This is a genomic window from Snodgrassella gandavensis (assembly GCF_914768025.1).
GTDB lineage: Bacteria > Pseudomonadota > Gammaproteobacteria > Burkholderiales > Neisseriaceae > Snodgrassella > Snodgrassella gandavensis.
Map to the genome: position 1 here is coordinate 57,963 of NZ_CAJZCE010000003.1, position 20,049 is coordinate 78,011.

19 protein-coding genes and 1 pseudogene are annotated in these 20,049 nt (G+C 38.9%); 15 read left to right on the forward strand and 5 right to left on the reverse strand.

Going from position 1 to position 20,049, the window contains the following annotated elements:
• Positions 1 to 242 precede the first annotated feature (242 nt).
• The 4 genes from ppx to MJ764_RS03485 all read left to right on the forward strand — a co-directional run bounded on the left by ppx (position 243) and on the right by MJ764_RS03485 (position 4,044).
• Complete coding sequence (ppx, locus tag MJ764_RS03470; protein WP_239324659.1) at positions 243 to 1,742, forward strand: exopolyphosphatase; 1,500 nt, start codon at positions 243 to 245, stop codon at positions 1,740 to 1,742.
• 24 nt (positions 1,743 to 1,766) lie between these two features.
• The gene (gene corA / locus MJ764_RS03475) at positions 1,767 to 2,843 is read left to right on the forward strand and encodes a magnesium/cobalt transporter CorA (protein ID WP_239324661.1); all 1,077 of its coding nucleotides are present in this window, start codon (positions 1,767 to 1,769) and stop codon (positions 2,841 to 2,843) included.
• Positions 2,844 to 2,910: 67 nt separating this feature from the next.
• Positions 2,911 to 3,141, forward strand: coding sequence for a hotdog domain-containing protein (locus tag MJ764_RS03480; RefSeq protein ID WP_239324663.1), 231 nt, complete (start codon positions 2,911 to 2,913; stop codon positions 3,139 to 3,141).
• 276 nt (positions 3,142 to 3,417) lie between these two features.
• Positions 3,418 to 4,044, forward strand: coding sequence for a riboflavin synthase subunit alpha (locus MJ764_RS03485; RefSeq protein WP_239324665.1), 627 nt, complete (start codon positions 3,418 to 3,420; stop codon positions 4,042 to 4,044).
• A 191-nt stretch (positions 4,045 to 4,235) separates the two neighbouring features.
• On the opposite strand, the gene MJ764_RS03490 is transcribed toward MJ764_RS03485, so the two are convergent.
• The 4 genes from MJ764_RS03490 to MJ764_RS03505 all read right to left on the reverse strand — a co-directional run bounded on the left by MJ764_RS03490 (position 4,236) and on the right by MJ764_RS03505 (position 6,864).
• Positions 4,236 to 4,694 carry a hypothetical protein gene (locus MJ764_RS03490; RefSeq protein ID WP_239324667.1) on the reverse strand — a complete coding sequence of 153 codons (459 nt, stop codon included), beginning with the start codon at positions 4,692 to 4,694 and terminating at the stop codon, positions 4,236 to 4,238.
• Positions 4,695 to 4,842: 148 nt separating this feature from the next.
• Positions 4,843 to 5,274 (reverse strand): hypothetical protein, encoded by a 432-nt coding sequence (locus MJ764_RS03495; protein WP_239324669.1) that lies wholly within the window; start codon positions 5,272 to 5,274, stop codon positions 4,843 to 4,845.
• A 517-nt stretch (positions 5,275 to 5,791) separates the two neighbouring features.
• On the reverse strand, positions 5,792 to 6,244 hold the full coding sequence (locus MJ764_RS03500; RefSeq protein ID WP_239324671.1) for a hypothetical protein: 453 nt from the start codon (positions 6,242 to 6,244) through the stop codon (positions 5,792 to 5,794).
• 194 nt (positions 6,245 to 6,438) lie between these two features.
• Positions 6,439 to 6,864: a hypothetical protein gene (locus MJ764_RS03505; RefSeq protein ID WP_100114540.1), complete on the reverse strand. Its 426-nt coding sequence runs from the start codon at positions 6,862 to 6,864 to the stop codon at positions 6,439 to 6,441.
• A 453-nt stretch (positions 6,865 to 7,317) separates the two neighbouring features.
• On the opposite strand from MJ764_RS03505, the gene MJ764_RS03510 reads away from it, so the two are divergent.
• The 8 genes and pseudogenes from MJ764_RS03510 to MJ764_RS03545 all read left to right on the forward strand — a co-directional run.
• Positions 7,318 to 7,776, forward strand: a complete 459-nt coding sequence (locus MJ764_RS03510; RefSeq protein ID WP_239324673.1) for a hypothetical protein — start codon at positions 7,318 to 7,320, stop codon at positions 7,774 to 7,776.
• Positions 7,777 to 8,047: 271 nt separating this feature from the next.
• A complete protein-coding gene (ribBA, locus tag MJ764_RS03515; protein WP_338053815.1) occupies positions 8,048 to 9,136 on the forward strand; it encodes a bifunctional 3,4-dihydroxy-2-butanone-4-phosphate synthase/GTP cyclohydrolase II in 1,089 nt (362 codons plus the stop codon).
• 154 nt (positions 9,137 to 9,290) lie between these two features.
• Positions 9,291 to 10,187, forward strand: a complete 897-nt coding sequence (locus MJ764_RS03520; protein ID WP_239324675.1) for a DMT family transporter — start codon at positions 9,291 to 9,293, stop codon at positions 10,185 to 10,187.
• Positions 10,188 to 10,318: 131 nt separating this feature from the next.
• Positions 10,319 to 10,771, forward strand: coding sequence for a 6,7-dimethyl-8-ribityllumazine synthase (ribH, locus tag MJ764_RS03525; protein WP_239324677.1), 453 nt, complete (start codon positions 10,319 to 10,321; stop codon positions 10,769 to 10,771).
• Positions 10,772 to 10,805: 34 nt separating this feature from the next.
• Entirely contained in the window at positions 10,806 to 11,222 is a 417-nt protein-coding gene (gene nusB / locus MJ764_RS03530; protein ID WP_239324921.1) for a transcription antitermination factor NusB, read from the forward strand.
• Between the two features lie 186 nt (positions 11,223 to 11,408).
• Positions 11,409 to 12,071, forward strand: coding sequence for an RDD family protein (locus MJ764_RS03535; protein ID WP_239324679.1), 663 nt, complete (start codon positions 11,409 to 11,411; stop codon positions 12,069 to 12,071).
• A 407-nt stretch (positions 12,072 to 12,478) separates the two neighbouring features.
• Positions 12,479 to 13,072 carry an RDD family protein gene (locus tag MJ764_RS03540; protein WP_239324681.1) on the forward strand — a complete coding sequence of 198 codons (594 nt, stop codon included), beginning with the start codon at positions 12,479 to 12,481 and terminating at the stop codon, positions 13,070 to 13,072.
• A gap of 178 nt (positions 13,073 to 13,250) precedes the next feature.
• Positions 13,251 to 13,554, forward strand: a pseudogene (locus MJ764_RS03545) (dihydroxy-acid dehydratase domain-containing protein); the annotation flags it as partial.
• A gap of 1,751 nt (positions 13,555 to 15,305) precedes the next feature.
• Here MJ764_RS03545 and MJ764_RS03550 read toward each other — a convergent pair.
• The gene (locus MJ764_RS03550) at positions 15,306 to 16,493 is read right to left on the reverse strand and encodes an MFS transporter (RefSeq protein WP_239324683.1); all 1,188 of its coding nucleotides are present in this window, start codon (positions 16,491 to 16,493) and stop codon (positions 15,306 to 15,308) included.
• A gap of 684 nt (positions 16,494 to 17,177) precedes the next feature.
• Between MJ764_RS03550 and MJ764_RS03555 the strand changes: the two genes are divergently transcribed.
• The 3 genes from MJ764_RS03555 (at position 17,178) to MJ764_RS03565 (ending at position 20,021) form a co-directional block, all read left to right on the forward strand.
• Positions 17,178 to 17,663 (forward strand): Lrp/AsnC family transcriptional regulator, encoded by a 486-nt coding sequence (locus MJ764_RS03555; RefSeq protein ID WP_239324684.1) that lies wholly within the window; start codon positions 17,178 to 17,180, stop codon positions 17,661 to 17,663.
• A 100-nt stretch (positions 17,664 to 17,763) separates the two neighbouring features.
• A complete protein-coding gene (locus MJ764_RS03560; protein WP_239324686.1) occupies positions 17,764 to 18,345 on the forward strand; it encodes a DUF1415 domain-containing protein in 582 nt (193 codons plus the stop codon).
• A 218-nt stretch (positions 18,346 to 18,563) separates the two neighbouring features.
• Positions 18,564 to 20,021, forward strand: coding sequence for a sodium:proton antiporter (locus tag MJ764_RS03565; protein ID WP_239324688.1), 1,458 nt, complete (start codon positions 18,564 to 18,566; stop codon positions 20,019 to 20,021).
• Positions 20,022 to 20,049: the final 28 nt, after the last annotated feature.

Sequence of the window (20,049 nt, forward strand, 5' to 3'; positions counted from 1 at the left end):
GCTAGAATCTTTCAGCACAGATATACAGAAAAAGCATATTCTTCCCAGTTCTGACGCTTTCTGTACAACTCAACATAAATTTTCCTAACACAACAATAACCCACATCATAGTAAAAATAGTAAAAACAGGCGGTTACTTGTGTATCATTCTCACTATTAGCCTATCGCAGCACAGCCATTCATAGCAGTGATGCCAGCTATACGGTAACATTATACTTATCTGAAGCCGAAACAATTTCATTATGACCGCGCAAGACATGCTCGCCACTGTAGACCTAGGTTCCAACAGCTTTCGCCTCCAAATCTGTCACAACCAGAATGGCCATTTACAAGTAGTAGATTCCATAAAAGAAATGGTGCGACTGGCCGCCGGACTGGATGAACAGAAGAAGCTTGATCAGGCCTCCCAGCAACGCGCATTAAACTGTCTGGCCAGATTCGGGGAAAGACTGCGTGGTTTTCAACCTGATCACGTACGGGTTGTTGCAACCAATACTTTCCGTGTAGCCAAAAATATCAGCCAGTTTATCCCACAGGCCGAAGAAAAACTGGGTTTTCCCATTGATATTATTGCCGGACGTGAAGAAGCACGCCTGATCTATACCGGTGTCGTCCATACCCTGCCGCCCAAGGGTGAAAATATGCTGGTAATCGATATCGGTGGCGGTTCAACTGAATTCGTTATCGGACATGAATTACAACCAGCTATCACCGAAAGTCTCAACCTGGGCTGCGTGTCCTACAGCATGCGTTTCTTTCCACGCGGTAAAATAAATAACAAAAATTTTCAGGCAGCCGTCAACAACGCCCGTGCCGAAATCCAACGTATCTCAGTAGCACTAAAAAATATTGGCTGGGACTACGCCATCGGTACATCAGGTTCAGCACGTTCCATTCGCGATGTCATTGCTGCTGGCGATGAATCCATTGATGCCATCACTGCCGCCCAAATGCACAAAATTGCTAACCGCATTATCACAGCGGGCAGCATCAAAAAAGCCAAACTGGAAGGATTAAAATCAGACCGGATGGAAGTCTTTGCCGGCGGGCTGGCCGTCATGATTGCCGCTTTTGCCGAGCTGAACATCAGCGAAATGACCGTAACCGATGCAGCACTGCGTGATGGCGTATTTTACGATATGATCGGACGACAACTGGGCGACGACATGCGCAACCAAACTATCGCCGATTTTCAGAAACGTTACCATGTCGACACCATTCAGGCACAAAGAGTGGCCAGTCTGGCACAAATTGTATTCAACCATCTAACCGCAGCCATTACCCCAGTTCATCTGGAGCAGTGGCAACAATACATACGCTGGGCGGCACAACTACACGAAATTGGTCTGGACATTTCCCATACCGGCTTTCACAAACACGCCGCCTATATTCTTGATCAGGCTGATATGCCCGGTTTTTCCCGCAAAGAACAGCACATCCTCGCCACCATGGTACTGGGACAACGTGGAGATCTGCGTAAAATTGCCGAATTTACCCAGCAGGAAATGCTGTGGCTGGGCATACTTTCATTACGACTGGCTGTATTATTCTGCCGGGCACGGCAGGATATTCAGATACCGGTAAACCATTGCGACATCCATTACCACAAAGGCGACAAGCAATTGATTATCAGCATCAGTGCAGAATGGTTAAAACATAATCCGCTTACAGCAAGTGCCTTATTGCAGGAGTCTGCTTTATGGCACAAAATTGGCTTACAGCTAGAAATCAAGGCTATCTAAACCCTATTTAGTCAAGGATGCCCCATGAATACACCGCCACGTGTTTCCAGTAATAAACAGGCTCAGCCACATAACCTGCCCAGTCTGGCACATCGCAGCAATGTCAGCAACATGCCGGCACAATCACTGACTATTACCCAGATTAGCTCCAAACAACTGCTCACTCACAGCTATACCGGTGCCGATATATGCTGTGAAAACATACCAGCCCCCACCAAAGACAGACTTACTTGGATTCATCTAATCGGAATCACCGATAATGAGCAACTACACCAACTATTACAAACATTTAACATCCACGAACTGGCCATGGAAGACATCCTGAGTCGCAAACAGCGTCCGAAAATCGAAAATTACGGACATTATCTGTTTGTGGCCGCACGTGTTTTTACCTATAAAAAACAGAAACTACAATACAACCAGATTTACATCATCATCGGGCAAAACTACATCATCACCTTCCAGTTCGAACCCCTTGGATTACTGCAAGTGATCCGCGAATACATCCAGTACAATTACAGCGACATCTACCACAAAGGCATTGATTTTCTCGCTTATTCATTACTGGATCGCATTGTCGATGATTACTTCGTTACAGTAGATGAATTTGATAACCGAGTCGAAGGTTTAGACAAACAATTATTTAGCAACAGCAACAAAAATCTATTGGTTTCCATCCACCAATTAAAACGCGATGCCATTAACCTACAACGCACACTGTTGCCCATACGGGATATTGTCGGCCGTATTGTCCATAATGAATTCTCCCTGTTCAGTAAAGACATCCACGTCTACTTACTGGATGTTTACGACCACACCCAGCAACTAATGGAAACGCTCGGCAGCGCACGCGATACCGTAATGGGCATGATGGATGTACATTTATCCTATCAGTCCAACCACCTCAATGAACAAATGCGCATGCTCACCGTGTTCACCATTATCGTAATGCCACTGAATGTCTTAACTGGCATATATGGCATGAACTTTGACAACATGCCTGAACTGCACTGGCACTATAGTTACTATGTAGTACTTGGCCTCATGGTCACCATCATCATTACCATGATAGCATATTTCCACAGGCGCCACTGGTTATAACCATTGGTAATTTCTATAAAAATAAACAACCTTCACAGAAAGAAAGTAATTCCATCATACCTACACCATGCCTACCGCAAAGTGCGCAACATCAACTCGCCATGCCGGTACTAATGACCAAAGCATTAGCAAATTTCATGGTAATGTACATGGTGGCAATTTACTCAAACTGCTGGATCAGATAGCCTATGCTTGTGCCAGTCACTATTCTAACGAATACATAGTAACATTATCCGCAAATCAGGTAATATTCAAAAAAACCATTTACATGAGCGAACTCATTACCTTTACGCCTTAATCAATCATGCAGGATATACCTCCCCCCATAGAAGTAGGTATCCGGGTAAAAGCACAGGCCATCCAGTATTACAGTGCCCACCGCCATATCAATAACTGTTATTTCAGCACGGTAGCCGTTGGTAAAACGGCAAGCCCACAGTATACTATCACTGTGCATCGGCAGCGCAGAACAGGTATACCTTTTTCAGGAAGACACTATTCACAAGCAAGCATGCATACAAGCTACGAAAGATAGGCACACACAACATCTGATTATTATTGAAAGTAGAAATAAATGTTTACAGGCATCGTTCAGGGTTTAGGTATTGTCACCGCCATCAATGAGCACCACCAGCTACGTACCCTACAGGTACACCTGCCTCAAGGCGCCAGTGACAACCTCAGTATTGGTGCATCCATCGCCAACAATGGCTGCTGCCTCACCATTACTGCCATCAAAGGCGACGAAGTATGTTTCGATGTAATGGCAGAAAGTCTGGCCAAAACCAATCTGGGACAACTTCAAGTGGGTGATGCAGTAAACATAGAACGTGCAGCACGTTATGGTGATGAAATTGGCGGCCATATCATGAGCGGCCATATTTTCACCACCACTACCATCAGCCGAATTGAAGACACCCCACACAACCGTACTATCTGGTTTAACCTCCCAGATAGCACCAAACCCTATATCCTCACCAAAGGCTTTATTGGCCTCAATGGATGCAGTCTTACCATCGGAGAAGTAACCGAAACTGAATTTAGTGTACATCTGATTCCCGAAACCATGAGTCGAACCCTGTTTGGAAGCTGTCAAGTAAATGATTGCATTAATCTGGAAATAGACGCACAAACACAAGCAATTGTTGATACCGTACAGAAATACATGCAACAGCATGCTGCTAAATCAGATACTAATTAATTTCTGAGCCTGTTTACCACGGCGAGATAACACCGTGGTTAAACAATATAAATTTCCCTAATCAAACAAAAATGCAGCATATAACTCAAATCTTAACAATGAAACATCTATCGGATAAATTGCATTAACAAATTAAATAATTAGCATTAAAAACAATATTTTAACATCAAACAGAACCACTTAGTTACCCTTTAGAATTGCTGGATTTCTTCATCATTCCTGTTCCAAAAGTACCAGCCAGTAAGATATATTGACAATATTACAGCTGGCAAAATTAACAACCCAATTCCAACGGCCATCGTTCCAATCCACAGACAGAATATAGCATTAGGTATGCCACAGCAGCAGCCAACAGCAACCATGATTTTTAGATATCTGTTTGAATAAACATCAAACAACCATCCATATATCATAATTAAAAATATTACTGTCGCAAAAAAAGCCAATACCCCTAAGATAAAATAAAATGCTTGATTGGTATCCATTTCTTCTGGCATAGGAAGAATATGCAAAAATCTTAAAAAAGGGAAGCTTATGCCATTGTGCACACCTACAATCCCGATAAAAAAACAGGGAAATCCTATAAAAAAAGCATTTAGAGAGAATATAAAACGGCGTATAAATACTTCGGCAGTATATTTTTTATGCATATCCATTTCCTTTTGAGCTTTAAATTAATTCAGAATCTGGTATATAAATAAAATATTCAAACCCAATATCGCTTTAGATAAATTTTATTAACAAGAATTATTATTACACCTTGCATCATTAAAGATATTTACAACTGAAATTATAATTTCAATGGCTAAGCTTAATCTTCATTTTCAACGCAGGTTTAACTTCAGGTTGATATTTTGCCCCTCCCCTTAAATACCAGCGAACCAAATAACAAGCCAATATATCCAAAGGCAAAACAAAAATACCTAAAAGAAAAATAATACTAAATATCACATGTGGAATGGCACAAAGCGTAGCAATGATAATAATAGTATTAAAGAAAAAATTTGATTTACAATTCAATATCCAGCCAAAAATCATCAATACAAGTACAATTAATATAAAACAAGCTGTTAAAAACCAAATAGTAGTACCATCAAATTCTTGGAAGCGACTTTCCTTATATAACATACTAATATAGCGGCCAATCCAATATACTGAAGCATTAGCAACTAATACGCCAAACGCAAGTAGTAAACGAGAAAAAAATATAGCTGATTTAAAGTAACTCATCACACCTCCCGATATTTTCATTATTATACATTATTTTTACAAAAATAAACAAATAATAATTTAAAATTTCGATTTTTATATGCATATTTTGTATTTATTTATCATTTTAATTTAATCTTTCTGTTTAAACAAAATAAAATTTGCCTTCATAAAAGATTAAACTATTTGCCAATTATAGGACTACCTCATTAAATAAAAGGTAAATACAATGGATGCAAAATTAGCCCACCGGATAAAAACCAAGATAGTTGGGGCAAATTACCAAGCTTTATAAACAAGTTGGTTATTAAAACTGCCTAAAATACCAGAATACCTAAGCATCTTAATTATGAAAAGAACCAGAAAAACAAGATAGCGATAGCCATAATAGCTATAATAAAAAACAACTAGCAGCAAGAAACATAAACTAGCATTAGCCATTCTTCGTAGTAGTGAGTGCTATTTTTTATACCTCAGCAGGTAAAAAACAACTGGCAAACAGTATTTTTCATGCAAAACAAAATCAACTAAATCTCTATCAAGATTGATCTATTGCATCATCAGGTCTGCTCTTAAAATACCAGCCTGCCAAATAACAAGCCAACAATGTTGCAGGCAAAATTAATAAACCAACTCCCATAAGCATACTGCCGATTGTCAGGCATACAAAAGCATTAGGTAAACCACAGCAACAACCAATAACAACAAGAACTTTTAGAAAGCGATTAGAAGAAACATTAAATATCCACCCAAACATCATAATTAATAATATTATCGTTGCAAAGAAAGCCATTACACCCAGTGTAAAATAGAAAATTTTCTTACCATCCATGTTTTCAGGCATCGGAAGAATGCGCAAAAAACGTAAAACTGGAAAAGCTTTATCATCTCCTACAATCCCGATAAAAAAACATGGCGAACCGATAATCAAGCAACCTAGAGATATCAAAAAACGTTTTACAAATGTGGTATCGGTATATTCTTTTTCCATATCGACCTCCATTTAAATATGTATGTTAACTTAAAGAACCGTTTATCAAAGATAATACATAAACTAAACATAGCTTCAGATAATTTTTTTATATAAAATGATTTTAATTACATCTCATACTATTAAAGACTTTTAGGTTTTAAAAGTTATAACTTCAAATGCAAGCTTTTATCTGCATCAAGTATAAATTCGAATTAGCCTAGCTTAATCTTCATTTTCAACGCAGGTTTAGGTTCAGATACATAAGGTTGCCAACCTTTCAAATACCAATACACCAAATAGCAGGCTAATATATCCAGAGGTAAGATTACTATTCCAGACAAATTAATAAAACTGATCACTACATGGGGAATAGCACAACATGTCCCTGTAATAACCATGACTTTAAAAAATAAATTTGGTTTAACATTAACTATCCAACCGATTATCATTACAATAATAATGACCGATGCCAAATACGCTGACCAGCACCATAGTAAATGTGAAATTTTTTCATTCTTATCAACAAGATTTAAAATAACAAAATAGATAAAAATCCAAAAGGGAGCAACAGTTATAAACAATGCAAAAATTGAAAAAGCTAAACGAGAAAAAAATATTGATGATTTAAAATAATTCATAATGCCGCCCATTGCTTTCTTTTTAACACACATTAATTTACATTAATATACAAATTATAATTTTAATAGTCAATAATTTCTTTAGCTATTTCAATATACCTTTATCGTCGCCAAGTTTAGTTTTCTTAAACAAATAAAATTAAATTTATATTTCTAAATTACATTATTTCACTTATATATCAAATTTATAATATAACAATTGCCTTTTATCAACAGCCCTATGTGCAGCAATATAAAACTATCTCCATTTTACCGCACACAATTATTTGTAAGCATTTAGTTGTTTAGCAAAATCATATTACTTCACATAAATTATTAATTTTTGTAATTTTATGAAAACTTAGTTATAATAAAGATGAACCTTGTGATATCAAATATTATCTTTAAACTTTACTTTTTGATTCCCGAATCATTATATTTTGATTAGATTTATCTATATAAGAGAGAATAAACATGGTAAAGGAATATACTGGTGAAGTTTTCTTACGGTGCGTAATATACTCTTTTTCCACGTTAATCATCAGTGCATGGCCTATGCTGCTGGCACTCTTTGCTGATGGCGGGAAAATGCCTATTTTAAAGTTGGTTAAAGTATTTACCGATGATATAACACTAAATTCAGATGATATTTTATCAATCATGGCTTTTTTTGCCATATTAATACTTTTAATCATGATAACCGGCTGGATTTTTGATGTTTCATCTAATCTGTTTTTAAAAATACTGGTTGTTATTGGCTGCATTTGTGGCATACCTAACACAATTATATCTCTGATACTATTTATCGGCGGCGGCTTTCTGATTTTGCCAGCAGCAACTCTGGCAGTCTATCTGACACATTGGTACTTTAAAGGTGGTGCAGATTATCCGATGGAACCTAAACCTAATATTATACTGAAAATAAAATCCTGATAAATATTTCGCACTTCTCCTGATAAACCCAATGCAGTAATAATACTGTTACACACACAACAATCGGCTTGATATTAATTTATAAATTATTCGTGGTTTTCTAGTTCCATACATTGAGTTCAAAGAGCAGACAAGAACGAAAAATCAGAATTAACCTATAACTGCTATTTTAAATATACAAGTATCAAGCCTTTTTTGATAAAAGCAAGCTACAGCCACTAATCCAGAGTAAAATAGCGTTTATTTTGCCAAGAGAGCGCTGTTTACCATCATGAGTATTGCCACCATTCCAGAAATCATTGCTGATATCAAAGCCGGCAAAATGGTTATTCTTACAGACGCAGAAGAGCGTGAAAACGAAGGCGATTTAATTATGGCCGCGCAGTTTGTCACACCTGAAGCCATCAATTTCATGATTAAATACGCTCGCGGACTGGTTTGTCTGCCTCTGGAAGAAGAAATTGTCGACCGCCTGCGTTTACCGCTGATGACCCAGAATAATGGCGCCCAGTATGGCACTAACTTCACCGTTTCCATTGAAGCAGCACATGGTATTACTACCGGTATTTCAGCCGCAGACCGCGCTCATACCGTACAGGCAGCAGTATCTCCTACTGCCAGAGCAGAGGATATTGTTCAGCCCGGCCATATTTTTCCATTACGCGCGCAAAAAGGCGGTGTTCTGGTGCGCACCGGACATACCGAAGCCAGTGTTGATTTAGCCAAACTGGCCGGTTTGACTCCGGCTGCGGTTATCTGCGAAATCATCAATGACGATGGTACTATGGCACGCATGCCGGAACTAATGCTTTTTGCAGAAAAGCATGGAATTAAAATTGGTACCATTGCCGATTTGATTGAGTACCGCAGCCGCCATGAAAGCCTGATAGAAGAACTCGGTGTCAATAATATCCATACTACATGGGGTGATTTCACTCAGCACGTGTATGTCGATCAATTATCGGGTGAAACCCATCTGGCGCTGGTAAAAGGCAATCCGGCAAACGCCGAAGAAGTACTGGTGCGAGTACATGAACCATTCAGTGCCATGGATTTTCTGCAACCAGATCAACTGCACACCTGGCCACTACCTGAAGCCATGGCACGTATACAGCAGGCTGATGCCGGCGTAATCATTCTGATGCACCGCTCTGAAACAGGTGCCACCCTACTCGACCGCACCTTACCCAAAGGTGCACACCAGGCCAGACAATGGGATAGTAAAACCTATGGTATTGGCGCACAGATACTAGCCGGCCTGCAAGTAAAACGCATGCGGGTTATGGGCAAGCCTTCAGCCTTTACCGGCCTGAACGGATTTGGCCTTGAAGTAACCGGATTTGAAGAGCCAGCTAGATAATATTTCTTTACTAAACAAGTATATATTTTAGTAGAATAATTGACATACAATACGCCCCCTCAGGCTGTCTGAATTATGTAATGTTACCGGGATAGGGACATCACATATTTTCCGACAGCCTATTGTAATGGCTGTTTTTCAAGGATGGTATCTAATGCAACTGACCCCACAAAAATGGGCTGCTTCCGGTTTAACTTTTGGCTGCGTTGTTTTCGGGCTTGGTAGCTTGATTGTCAAATTTGTCTCCATTGGTTCCTATGCTATTGCCTTATGGCGCGTATTAATTGGTGGTATTGTTTTTCTATTCCTCAGCCGGCATTTTGGACAAAAATTACCGACAAGCGGCAAAGCAAAACGTTTTTGTATCCTGTCTGGCGTATTTTTAGGCTTTGATCTGGCATTCTGGCATGAAAGCATTCACGCCGTTGGTCCGGGGATTTCTACTCTGCTCAACAGCATGCAGATATTTTTTCTGGCTGCAATTGCGTGGTTTTTCTTTGGCGAGCGTCAGAGTAAACTGCAACTATTCAGCATGCTACTGTCTGTCGTCGGCATTTTACTGATTGCCCATCCAGAACTCAGACATAATACCCATGGCGGATACGGTATCTTTATTGGCTTAATTTCCGGCGCAGCTATGGCTGCTTCCATGGCCTGTATCCGACAGGCACATCAGGCAGAACCGGTTTCATTATTTCCATTGATGCTACTGGTAAGCATTGGTGCAGTCAGTACCTTAATTGTGCCAAGTATATTGATTGATTCGAGCCATTTCTGGCCGACGAATATGGTAGATGTACTTATGGTCATGATATATGGTGTGATTATGCAGTGCTTTGCCTGGGGATTGATTGCTTATGCAGTACCGCTACTGTCGTTAACTTTAACCGGCCTGTTATTATTAAGTGAGCCGGTAGCTGCCATTTTGATTGATTATTTTTTTCTTAATAAACCGATTAATACAGTACAGTGGACTGGCACCGCACTAACCTTGCTGGCAATATATCTGGGGTCACTCAAGCCCAGAAGCAGCCAGAAAAAAACCGCTTAAACATTCCATGCTATCGACAAATTCGGTAAAATCAGGATGCTAAACATTGGCGTCTGAATGCTCATTATAAAAGCATTTTATTCTGGCTTATACACCACGCCAGTAGCATAACTGAAGAAAAAGGAAATCAAATGAATACCATCACCCCAGAACACAATGGTTCTGGCCTGCGCATAGGCATCGTACAGGCTCGTTTCACTAATCCAATTGGTACTCAATTGGTTAAAGCCTGTGCTGAACGTTTGGTAAAACTGGGGGTTGAGGATAGCGATATTACACTGGCCACTGTGCCCGGGGCATTAGAAGTACCGCTGGTATTGCAAAGCATGGCACGCAGCGGCAAATTTGACGCATTAGTAGCCATCGGCGTAGTTATTCGCGGTGAAACCTATCATTTCGAACTGGTATCCAATGAAGCGGCCGCTGGCGTATCTCGTGTCAGTCTGGATCACCAGATACCAATTGCCAATGCCATCCTCACCACAGAAAACGATGCTCAGGCACTGGCACGTATGTACAACAAGGGCAGCGAAGCAGCGGTGGTGGCGGTGGAAATGGCCAATCTGCTCAAAACCCAATATTGATTATTTACCTAACAAGGACATTGTATACATGTCAATGATTACCCCACGTCGCCGTGCACGTCAGTTTGCCGTACAGGCGCTGTATCAGGCACAGCTGAACAAAGAAGAATCAGCAGCCATTATTGCGCAGAATATCCGTGACAATGAATATTTTGCCAAAGCAGACGGTGAATTGTTTACCCAGATATTTTTTGGTGCCTATAACAATCAGCGCGACTACATGAAACGCATCCGCCCCCTGCTCGACCGGCATGAAGATGAACTCAATCCGGTAGAACGAGCGGTACTGTTAATGGCCTGCCATGAATTATCAGCTATGCCGGAAACGCCACATCCCGTGATTATTAACGAAGCCATTGAAATCACCAAAACCTTCGGTGGTACAGACGGCTATAAATTTATCAATGGTATTCTGGATAAACTCTCAACAGAATTGCGTGCCTCCTCATAAAGAAACTGACACTCCAAAAGTGAAAACAGACAGGTTGATTGATCAATCTGTCTTTTTTTTATCACTCACAATCAAAGATATATATTTTATTTTATATATTATTTCATTAAAAATCAGTATTGCAGGATATCCATCATTTGCTTACAATAAAAAATCTTTCATTACTCATATTATCAAAATACTTATATGCAAAAACAAGACCGTATCAAAACAAGCACATCAGATTCTGATCAATACATACAATCTATACCGGCATTGGCAGATGGTAGATTGGAGCTGGCCACACCAGCCTATCGCCTGTGCGCAATAACCATCAATCAGCTATTCCAATATATCATTTTTTTGCCTATATCTATCTATTCACTATCAGCATTATTTAATGCTATGGGGGAAGAGGACAATTCATTTGATGCTATGGAGGAAGAGTACGATTCAGATGAGTTAACACAGTTTTTTCTGGACTGGCTTACACTACCGCAAACGCTGACTATAATCTGTTTAACGATAACAGCACTGATTATTTTTACCGCATGGCAAATAAACTGGATGAGTAAATATGGTCAGTCTATAGGTAAACGCATGCTAAATCTCAGGGTAATCAGAACCAATGGTGATAATCCTGGCTTTGTACGCAATGTGATTTTGCGCGAAATCGTATATCAGTTAATAGTAGTAATAATAGGTTCATTGACTTTAGGTATTGGCTATTTTGTCTTTATGTTTGTTCCGGCTATGGTATTTATTAATAAATGGCAGCGACGAACATTACCGGATTTTCTGGCTGATACGATAGTTGTCAGAAATAAATTTTCTGAGAAACCTATAAAAGTTAAGATCCCCAGACGCTAATCAGATATTCTGATTGTAGGTGTTACTGTATTGTTATTAAGTCTATATAGGATATTTAATACTCAGTATGGATAGCAAATCCATAGTTTAGACAAGCAATCATTTAATCGCTCAATAGAAAACCGGTTAATTTGAACAATAAAAGTTGCTATTGCTATTCATCAGTCACCACCAATCAATAACTGTAATGTAATTATTTATACTCTATCCAAAAACTGATAAGAGTATAAAAATCGGAGTTGCATATTGATTACAAAAAATTATAGAATTGATAAACAATAATCTTTAAAATATTTAACATTATTTTTATAGTTGCATGCATACTAATTGAAGCAGAAAGAACGATTACTGTAAAAATTAAAGTTATTTATTCAATTTTTACCAACTAATTTTTAGAAAAATCAATTATGTCTAATACCCAAGAAAACTTTTCGACAAATAATCATGAATATGGCCATACAACAGATAGGGAAATTGAAGTTGAACTTGCCAGCCCCTGGAACAGAATTAGTGCATATATTATTAACAATCTATTGTTAACTTTGGCTGCCTTTATTGGCACAATACTCTCTCTTATTTTTGTTAAATTTGTCTTACGATCTGAGTCTGAAGATATTGAAGTTCTAAGTTTAATAATTTGCATTTCTATATCTCTATTAATCTATGCTATCTTTCAATCTATACAAATGAGCAAAACCGGACAATCTTTTGGCAAACGCCTGATGGGTATTAAAGTTATCGGCATTGACGGACAAAATCCAGGTTTTGTTGGTACTGTATTACTGCGTGAAGGTGTCTTTAATATAATTGCCAAAATTATTTCAGTTACTTTTGTAGCTATATTTGTTCAATTATTTAACTTTCCCGGGATAGCTACTAAATTGTTATTTGCTTATCTGCTTCCGTTTATTTGCCTGATTATGCTTTTCCGCAAAAAAACAAATCAACGTACTCTTCAGGATTATTTAGCCAGAACAATAGTTATAAAAGCGGAGAAATAGTCATATAGATAATACATATCAACATATTCTGTCTCGAAAAAATAAATCTAGGCTTACACTGGAAATTTGTTGGCAGAATTACTGTAATTAAAAGTCAGCCTTGAGTTTACAAATATCAAGGGCCTGCATATGCTGGTGCGCGTGTACTATGTCGCGTAACTGGTGCTGCTAGGATACTGCCCCTCATGCTTTGCCTAAAGAACTGTTTCTCGAAGCCGACCGGTATATTGTCGAATTAGCCAAACGCTATTATGAACAGGATGATGGCATTGTCCTTCCCTACTGCATTGTCCCCAAGGCAACCTTTAATGGTGCCATGAACCGGATATCGCTATGATCGGTTCTACCAATACAGTATTGCACCTGCTCGCCGCTGCTACTGAACAGGGGTTAATTTCAAAATGGCCGATATCGACCAGTTAAGCCAGCATGTACCCTGTCTGTGTAAAGTTGCACCGGCTACGCAGAAATATCATATGAAGATGGGCAGTATCCATTCGGAACAGGAAAAGTGCGATAAGTCGATTTATTATAGAATTTGGTAACAGAATTAACCGTTATCTATATCTGAATAGGTTCAATAATGGTAAACACACAACAACCTTCAGATTCAAATAATAATCAATCTAAGTTGTTATGACTGAATCCCGTACCTTAATCGCAGTCGAATTAGCCTCTCCGTGGAGGAGAACTGCAGCATACCTAATTAATAAACCAATATATTATTCTATTATTTTTTTATAGGTCTGCGCGTATATAACGCACATTGATTTTGAATCTGAGGCTTAGGGCAAAATATTACACAACCTTTTGAATTATTGAAATGGCCATTCATACGAATATTAGGTTAAGTCTACCACTATAATCTGCCGTTTGGCGTCTACATCAAACTGACGTTGTAAACGATTAGCTATTGCTTGCCTTCTGATTTCCTTGATAACGTTTAATCGTATACTTTGATAGCAATAATAGCAACTTCATTGCCCGAGCAATGGTAACGTCGAGAAATACTGATGCTGCTTTGTTGTAAGACAAAACGAATTCGCCTAGTCCTCATATGATTGGTAGCTGCGATTAAAAATAGTCAATATTTTATCGGCGTAATCGGCGGCCGATTTCTGTTTTTTGCTTTGCACGGATAATAGATTTAATGCCTGCATATCGCTAAGTAGTGTCATAATGCTGCTATAGCATAACGATGTGGGTTTACTTTCAGAATTTTGATTTTCGTCCCATTATCAGTACAGCCGACTTTAAGATATCGGTCTCCATTCGTAGCAGCTTAGGCTCTTTGCGTAACGCAATTAGTTCCCTTTCTTCTGGAGTGCAATTATCTTTAGTCTAAAATGAACTGCTTTTGCTTATTTGACTGATCCAACGGTCTAAAGCGGATAGTGTCAAATCATATTCCTTGACCAATTCACTGCGCGATTCCCTTGCTGACAAAGTTTAACCATTGGCGCTTAAAAATCAGCACCAAAAGCCCCTCATGCACATTTTTGTTGATTCATCATTTTCCCTTTTTAGAGTTAAGCTTACCTTATCTCCTAAAAACTTGTGTGAATTAGTGCAGCCTATCCAATTTATGTGTGTTATTTAATTTAGCTAATCAATAGATTGCAAGTTATAGTGTCGGTCAACATACAACAGCAAATTTAGTGATGCCTAAGCCAGATTAAGTAACCATAGTCATCATTAAATCTATTTTATTCAGATAGAGGAAAGGTGTTTGATAATCTATTACTAGATACATGTTTTAATACATTTAATATTCAACGCTTGCTGAGTAAAAAAAGTGTCATCATGACAATACAATATTCGAAGTAACATTTAAAAGCATTTAAACAGAGTTTGTTAAAGGGAAAAAATTCGTGACAACCGGAAAACCACAACAAGCCCTTGCGGTTCAAGCTTATTGGTGCAATCACAAACAGTTACATTCATCGTTAGACTATTGGCTTCCCGCGGAATTCAATCAACGACTACCCTTTTATTCTGTTGTTTGAATATGTATGGCCTTTCCACTTGATATATAAAGCTACCCCAATCTAGATAGCTCGCTCACTCTCTGCTAATAGCCAGACTAAGAATAGAACATTGAGATTATTGAGTAGCTGACATGATTGCATCAATTAAGCTATTTAGATTTCAAACAATATAAATTAACTCTGCAAACTGTCAAAATAAAATACTTCTTTGCAATGGTGTTTTATGCATCATTCAGTATTTCAGTTCAGCCTTTTTTTCGCATCAACACTCCGCCAATCAATATAGCCAACAATTGTGCGCTAATCAGAGTGACTGCTGTCATAAACCAGCCACCGCTCTCAAAAGCATGGCCACAAAGCAGAGAACCAGCAAAACCACCAGCGTAATAACACATGTAATACAGGCCGGAAGCCAGTGAACGCCCTTCAGTAACATTGGCAGATATATAAGTGATAGTGGAGGATTGCGTAATGAAAATCCCACTACTCATAATAGCCAGTGCCAATACAATCAACCATAACGGGTGCAACAAGGTTAATAATATCCCGATAATAGACAAACTCATTGCAATTAGAACCGTGAGATTGGTACCAAATTTAATGATTAAACGTGCCGATAGCGGTGTAATAACCATTCCGATTAAATACACAGTAAATATATTGGCTAATTGTGAACTGGAAAGATTATAGGGCGGCTGGTCAAGATACAGGTTGATATAGGTAAAACAGCCAACCAGAGAAAACAGTACGCAAAATCCCAGTGCACTCGCAGCCAGAACATAGCGGTTGTGTAGATGGTGCCAGAGAGTAATCAATGCTGTTGAGACTTGCGGTTTGGCTTCGAACTTTTGCGATGCCGGCAGATTACGCCAAACCAAGATGGCACCAACCACGCTGATAATACCCATTACCATAAATGCATGCCGCCAGCCAATAAACTCGGTCAGGTATCCCATCAAAAACCGGCCAAGAAAACCGCCCAGCACAGTGCCGGAAACATAAAAGCTCATCAGCCTGATGCGCGCATTACCAGAAAACTCCTCGCCTATATAAGCCAGCAGAACCACGGTTATACCAGGAACAGCCAGCCCCTGTACAAAGCGCAACCACCATAATAGACTGATATTGTGGACAAAAGACAATGCAAAAGTAGGAATAGCAATAAAAACAATTGAACCAACAATAAAAGCTTTGCGTCCGAATGCATCCGATATCATACCTAAAAACGGAGACATAAACGCCACAGCCAGAATAGTGGCACCTACTGTGGAACCAATCGCAGCGGCACTTGCCCGAAATTCCTGCATCAATACAGGCAAAATAGACTGAACAGAATAAACCTGAACAAAAGCCAGAGCACCCGTTATCAGCACAGTGATAATTAAGGCCAGATTCAGTCTGGTGTTAACAAAAACTATAGAGGAGTTGGACATAATCAACTAAAACCATTCATTATCATTCTTCAATTACCTGATTTTACTTAAATAATTTAGGATAAGATATTATCAATCATATTTTTTACATGAGTTAATTTTTGTGTAGCACCAATTATACCCCTTATCGGCGTTGTTGCTTTTCTGGTTTACGACAATTAAAAAGCCAAATAATTTAATATTTTTATTAAAAAAAACATTTTAATTATTTCTAGCTATAAAATATACACAAAAAGTGAATGAGTTTAGTTGTTTGAGAAATTTGGTCACACAGTATAGTAGTCGCACTCTGTAATTTTTATATACATTTCACGCATTTGAATAATTTCAATATATAACTGATATGGCTATATTTAATTAGTATCTTAAATAGTAATATCTTAATAATTTCTTTCGGTGCTTGTTTTCAGTGTAAACTGAAAACAAACCAGAGGATAAATGCAGTACCACTTCAATATAGAATATGTATTACCAGTGAAAACAGGCCGTTATCAGCAATTTTTATCCAATTAAAAAAGCTAGATAAACAAAAATCATTTAGAATAACTAGTATTAAATTTAGATTAATGTCAAAATAACATTGATTTTTGTAATTATGTGCAATTTTACAATATAAACCTACTTTAATTTATTTATCTCCGCCAGTAGCATTGACGCGGTAGTAAACCCCAGGATCCTTGCATTATGGCAATAAGTTTTTTAGATAAAACCGACCTTAAAATCCTGCAAGTTTTACAAGACAACGGTCGTCTTAGCAACGTTGAACTATCTGAACGAGTAGCTTTATCGCCCTCGCCTTGTTTGCGCCGATTAAAGCAATTGGAAGAATCTGGTATTATCCGCAGCTACGCAGCCCTGCTAGAGCCGTGTAATATTGGACTTGGTTTACAGGCATTTATCCGTGTACGTGTTAATAAGAGCAAGCAATCCCGAGACGAATTTACTCTGGCCGTACAACATTGGCCACAAGTGTTAAACTGCTTTGCACTTACCGGTGAAACAGATTATATTCTTCAGGCATTTTTCTCCGATATGAATGCTTTCTCCTATTTTGTATTAGAAACCTTGCTGGCCACACCTGGAGTGGAAGATGCCAGATCCAGTTTTGTGTTAAAAGAAATCAAGGCCACTACTTCATTACCGCTAGAACATTTGGATATCGGCCAGTAGTAACAACAAAAAGCGGAATACCATGATTAATAGCAATTTTATCCATTCATTGATTCAAGCCAGACTGCTGTATCTGCAATCTCAGGTGAAATAAATTTTTATGACTGTAATTCCTACTGCTGATGAAAATATTATTGCAGCCTGTCGTCATTGGCTGGAACAGGCTGTTATCGGCCTGAATCTTTGCCCATTTGCCAGAAAGCCCTATAATCTGAACAGGCTTCGATTTACGCTTAGTCATGCCAGACATCTGGATGCATTTCTTGAATTACTTGAACAGGAAATTCTGCTGTTGCTGCAAACACCAGCAATTGACATCGAAACCACTTTAGTAATTGAACCACAATTATTTACTGATTTTGATGTTTTTCTGGATGTGGTGACATTGGCAGAGCAGGTACTACTGGATGTTAATGCAAATGGCACCATACAGATAGCACCCTTTCACCCCGATTTTCAATTTGCCGACGAACCACATAATGACATCAGTAATTATACCAATCGTAGCCCCTACCCTATTTTGCATCTAATTCGGGAAAGCAGTATTGATCAGGCTGTTGCGGCGTTTCCCGACGCAGCAACCATTTATGAACGCAATAAAGCACTATTACGCCAGATGGGCGCTGAAGGCTGGGCAAAACTGGGAATAGAATATCCGATGCGAAAACAAAAAAAGCATTAAGCTGTAGAATAAGAACACTTCAGGCCTCAATCGAATATTTACTTATCTGCAAATATCACAATAACTTATATTTTTACATTTAAAAATGTAACTAATAACATAATATCCTTAGCTAGCAACCATCTTCAATAACTGCTATGCAAACCAGTACACAATTCTTCAACCCTTTATGGTTTTATTGTTAAAATCACTGCTGTTTAAATAATATAGAATATAGAATGCCACCGGTTAAATCTCATTATTTGCAGCCAGCCATTTCATTTTTACGCCAGTATGGTCAAATATTACAGTTGATAACCGTAGGCATCTGTATTTCTACCCCCTTACCTGCGCTGGCTGCCAGTCTGTCTGTTAGAGAATTAAGCCTGTGGTGGTGTATGCCCTTTGCCGGTACACTGCTATCCATTGCTGTGTGTCCAATGCTACTGCCAAATTTATGGCATTTACATAGTGGTAAAATTATTGGTCTTTGGTGTTGCTTATTCCTGCTGCCTCTAAGCTGGCACTATGGTGTATCAACCAGTATTTCTCTCACAGTACATACATTACTAGAGGAATATATTCCTTTTATACTTTTATTGCTGGCGTTATATACCCTGTCTGGCGGCATTGTAATTCAGAACAATAGTACTGGCAGCGTTAGACTAAATATTTCACTTCTAGCTATAGGTACATTTCTGGCTGGCTTGATGGGAACAACTGGTGCTGCCATGCTGCTTATCCGGCCATTATTGCGCGCCAACGCACAGCGGCGTCATCGTAGCCATGTTGTCGTATTTTTTATTTTTCTGGTGGCTAATATTGGTGGCGGGTTAACACCACTTGGTGATCCGCCGCTATTTTTGGGCTTTCTGAAAGGCGTTGGTTTTCAATGGACACTAGGCCATATGTTATTACCAGTGCTGGTTAATACTCTGGTTTTACTGTTGCTATTCTTTTGCATTGATTCCTATTACTGGCATCACGAACCAAAAGCCTCGCCTGTAGCACGAAAAACCACACCCTCATTAACTATTCAGGGCAAGGCTAATCTGCTGTTATTGCTTGCCGTAACAGGCATAATACTGTTTTCAGGTATATGCAAAAATACACCGGTGTGGCACGTTTACAGAATTGAGATTAGTCTGCTCCCATGGTTACGTAATGGTTTACTGTTAATAGTTATCTTATGTGGACTAAAATTAACACCAGCAAGGTTGCGTCAGCAAAATGACTTCAATTGGGCGCCGATGCAAGAAGTGGCTAAACTATTTATCGGGATTTTCATTACCATTGTACCTGTGATGGCAATACTGCAACTGGGCGTAGCGGGTGATTTTCGAACACTGGTACAACTGATTCAGCACAATGGTGAGCCGGTAAATGCACTCTATTTTTGGATGAGTGGGCTATTGTCGGGCTTTCTGGATAATGCGCCGACCTATCTGGTGTTTTTTAATCTTGCCGGTGGGGATGCCGAGCTACTAATGCAGTACTTTCCTAAAACATTACTGGCTATTTCCATGGGGTCAGTATTTATGGGCGCGCTCAGTTATATTGGTAATGCACCCAATCTCATGATAAAAGCCATTGCCGAGCAACAGTGTATTACTATGCCAGGCTTTTTTGGCTATATGGGATGGTCTGCATCTGTGCTTATCCCGCTATTTGTGCTGGATACATTACTGTTTTTTTAAATTTATTTGGAAGATAAGCAGCCAGTAA

Bases quoted from the DNA above. Each gene is read 5' to 3' on its own strand.
- MJ764_RS03480 (WP_239324663.1), top strand. From the start codon at position 2,911: ATGCCTACCGCAAAGTGCGCAACATCAACTCGCCATGCCGGTACTAAT.
- MJ764_RS03560 (WP_239324686.1), top strand. From the start codon at position 17,764: ATGACTGTAATTCCTACTGCTGATGAAAATATTATTGCAGCCTGTCGT.
- MJ764_RS03490 (WP_239324667.1), bottom strand. From the start codon at position 4,694: ATGCATAAAAAATATACTGCCGAAGTATTTATACGCCGTTTTATATTC.
- nusB (WP_239324921.1), top strand. From the start codon at position 10,806: ATGATTACCCCACGTCGCCGTGCACGTCAGTTTGCCGTACAGGCGCTG.
- MJ764_RS03520 (WP_239324675.1), top strand. From the start codon at position 9,291: ATGCAACTGACCCCACAAAAATGGGCTGCTTCCGGTTTAACTTTTGGC.
- MJ764_RS03505 (WP_100114540.1), bottom strand. From the start codon at position 6,864: ATGAATTATTTTAAATCATCAATATTTTTTTCTCGTTTAGCTTTTTCA.
- MJ764_RS03550 (WP_239324683.1), bottom strand. From the start codon at position 16,493: ATGTCCAACTCCTCTATAGTTTTTGTTAACACCAGACTGAATCTGGCC.
- ppx (WP_239324659.1), top strand. From the start codon at position 243: ATGACCGCGCAAGACATGCTCGCCACTGTAGACCTAGGTTCCAACAGC.
- MJ764_RS03500 (WP_239324671.1), bottom strand. From the start codon at position 6,244: ATGGAAAAAGAATATACCGATACCACATTTGTAAAACGTTTTTTGATA.
- MJ764_RS03510 (WP_239324673.1), top strand. From the start codon at position 7,318: ATGGTAAAGGAATATACTGGTGAAGTTTTCTTACGGTGCGTAATATAC.
- ribBA (WP_338053815.1), top strand. From the start codon at position 8,048: ATGAGTATTGCCACCATTCCAGAAATCATTGCTGATATCAAAGCCGGC.
- MJ764_RS03555 (WP_239324684.1), top strand. From the start codon at position 17,178: ATGGCAATAAGTTTTTTAGATAAAACCGACCTTAAAATCCTGCAAGTT.
- corA (WP_239324661.1), top strand. From the start codon at position 1,767: ATGAATACACCGCCACGTGTTTCCAGTAATAAACAGGCTCAGCCACAT.
- MJ764_RS03535 (WP_239324679.1), top strand. From the start codon at position 11,409: ATGCAAAAACAAGACCGTATCAAAACAAGCACATCAGATTCTGATCAA.
- ribH (WP_239324677.1), top strand. From the start codon at position 10,319: ATGAATACCATCACCCCAGAACACAATGGTTCTGGCCTGCGCATAGGC.
- MJ764_RS03565 (WP_239324688.1), top strand. From the start codon at position 18,564: ATGCCACCGGTTAAATCTCATTATTTGCAGCCAGCCATTTCATTTTTA.
- MJ764_RS03540 (WP_239324681.1), top strand. From the start codon at position 12,479: ATGTCTAATACCCAAGAAAACTTTTCGACAAATAATCATGAATATGGC.
- MJ764_RS03485 (WP_239324665.1), top strand. From the start codon at position 3,418: ATGTTTACAGGCATCGTTCAGGGTTTAGGTATTGTCACCGCCATCAAT.
- MJ764_RS03495 (WP_239324669.1), bottom strand. From the start codon at position 5,274: ATGAGTTACTTTAAATCAGCTATATTTTTTTCTCGTTTACTACTTGCG.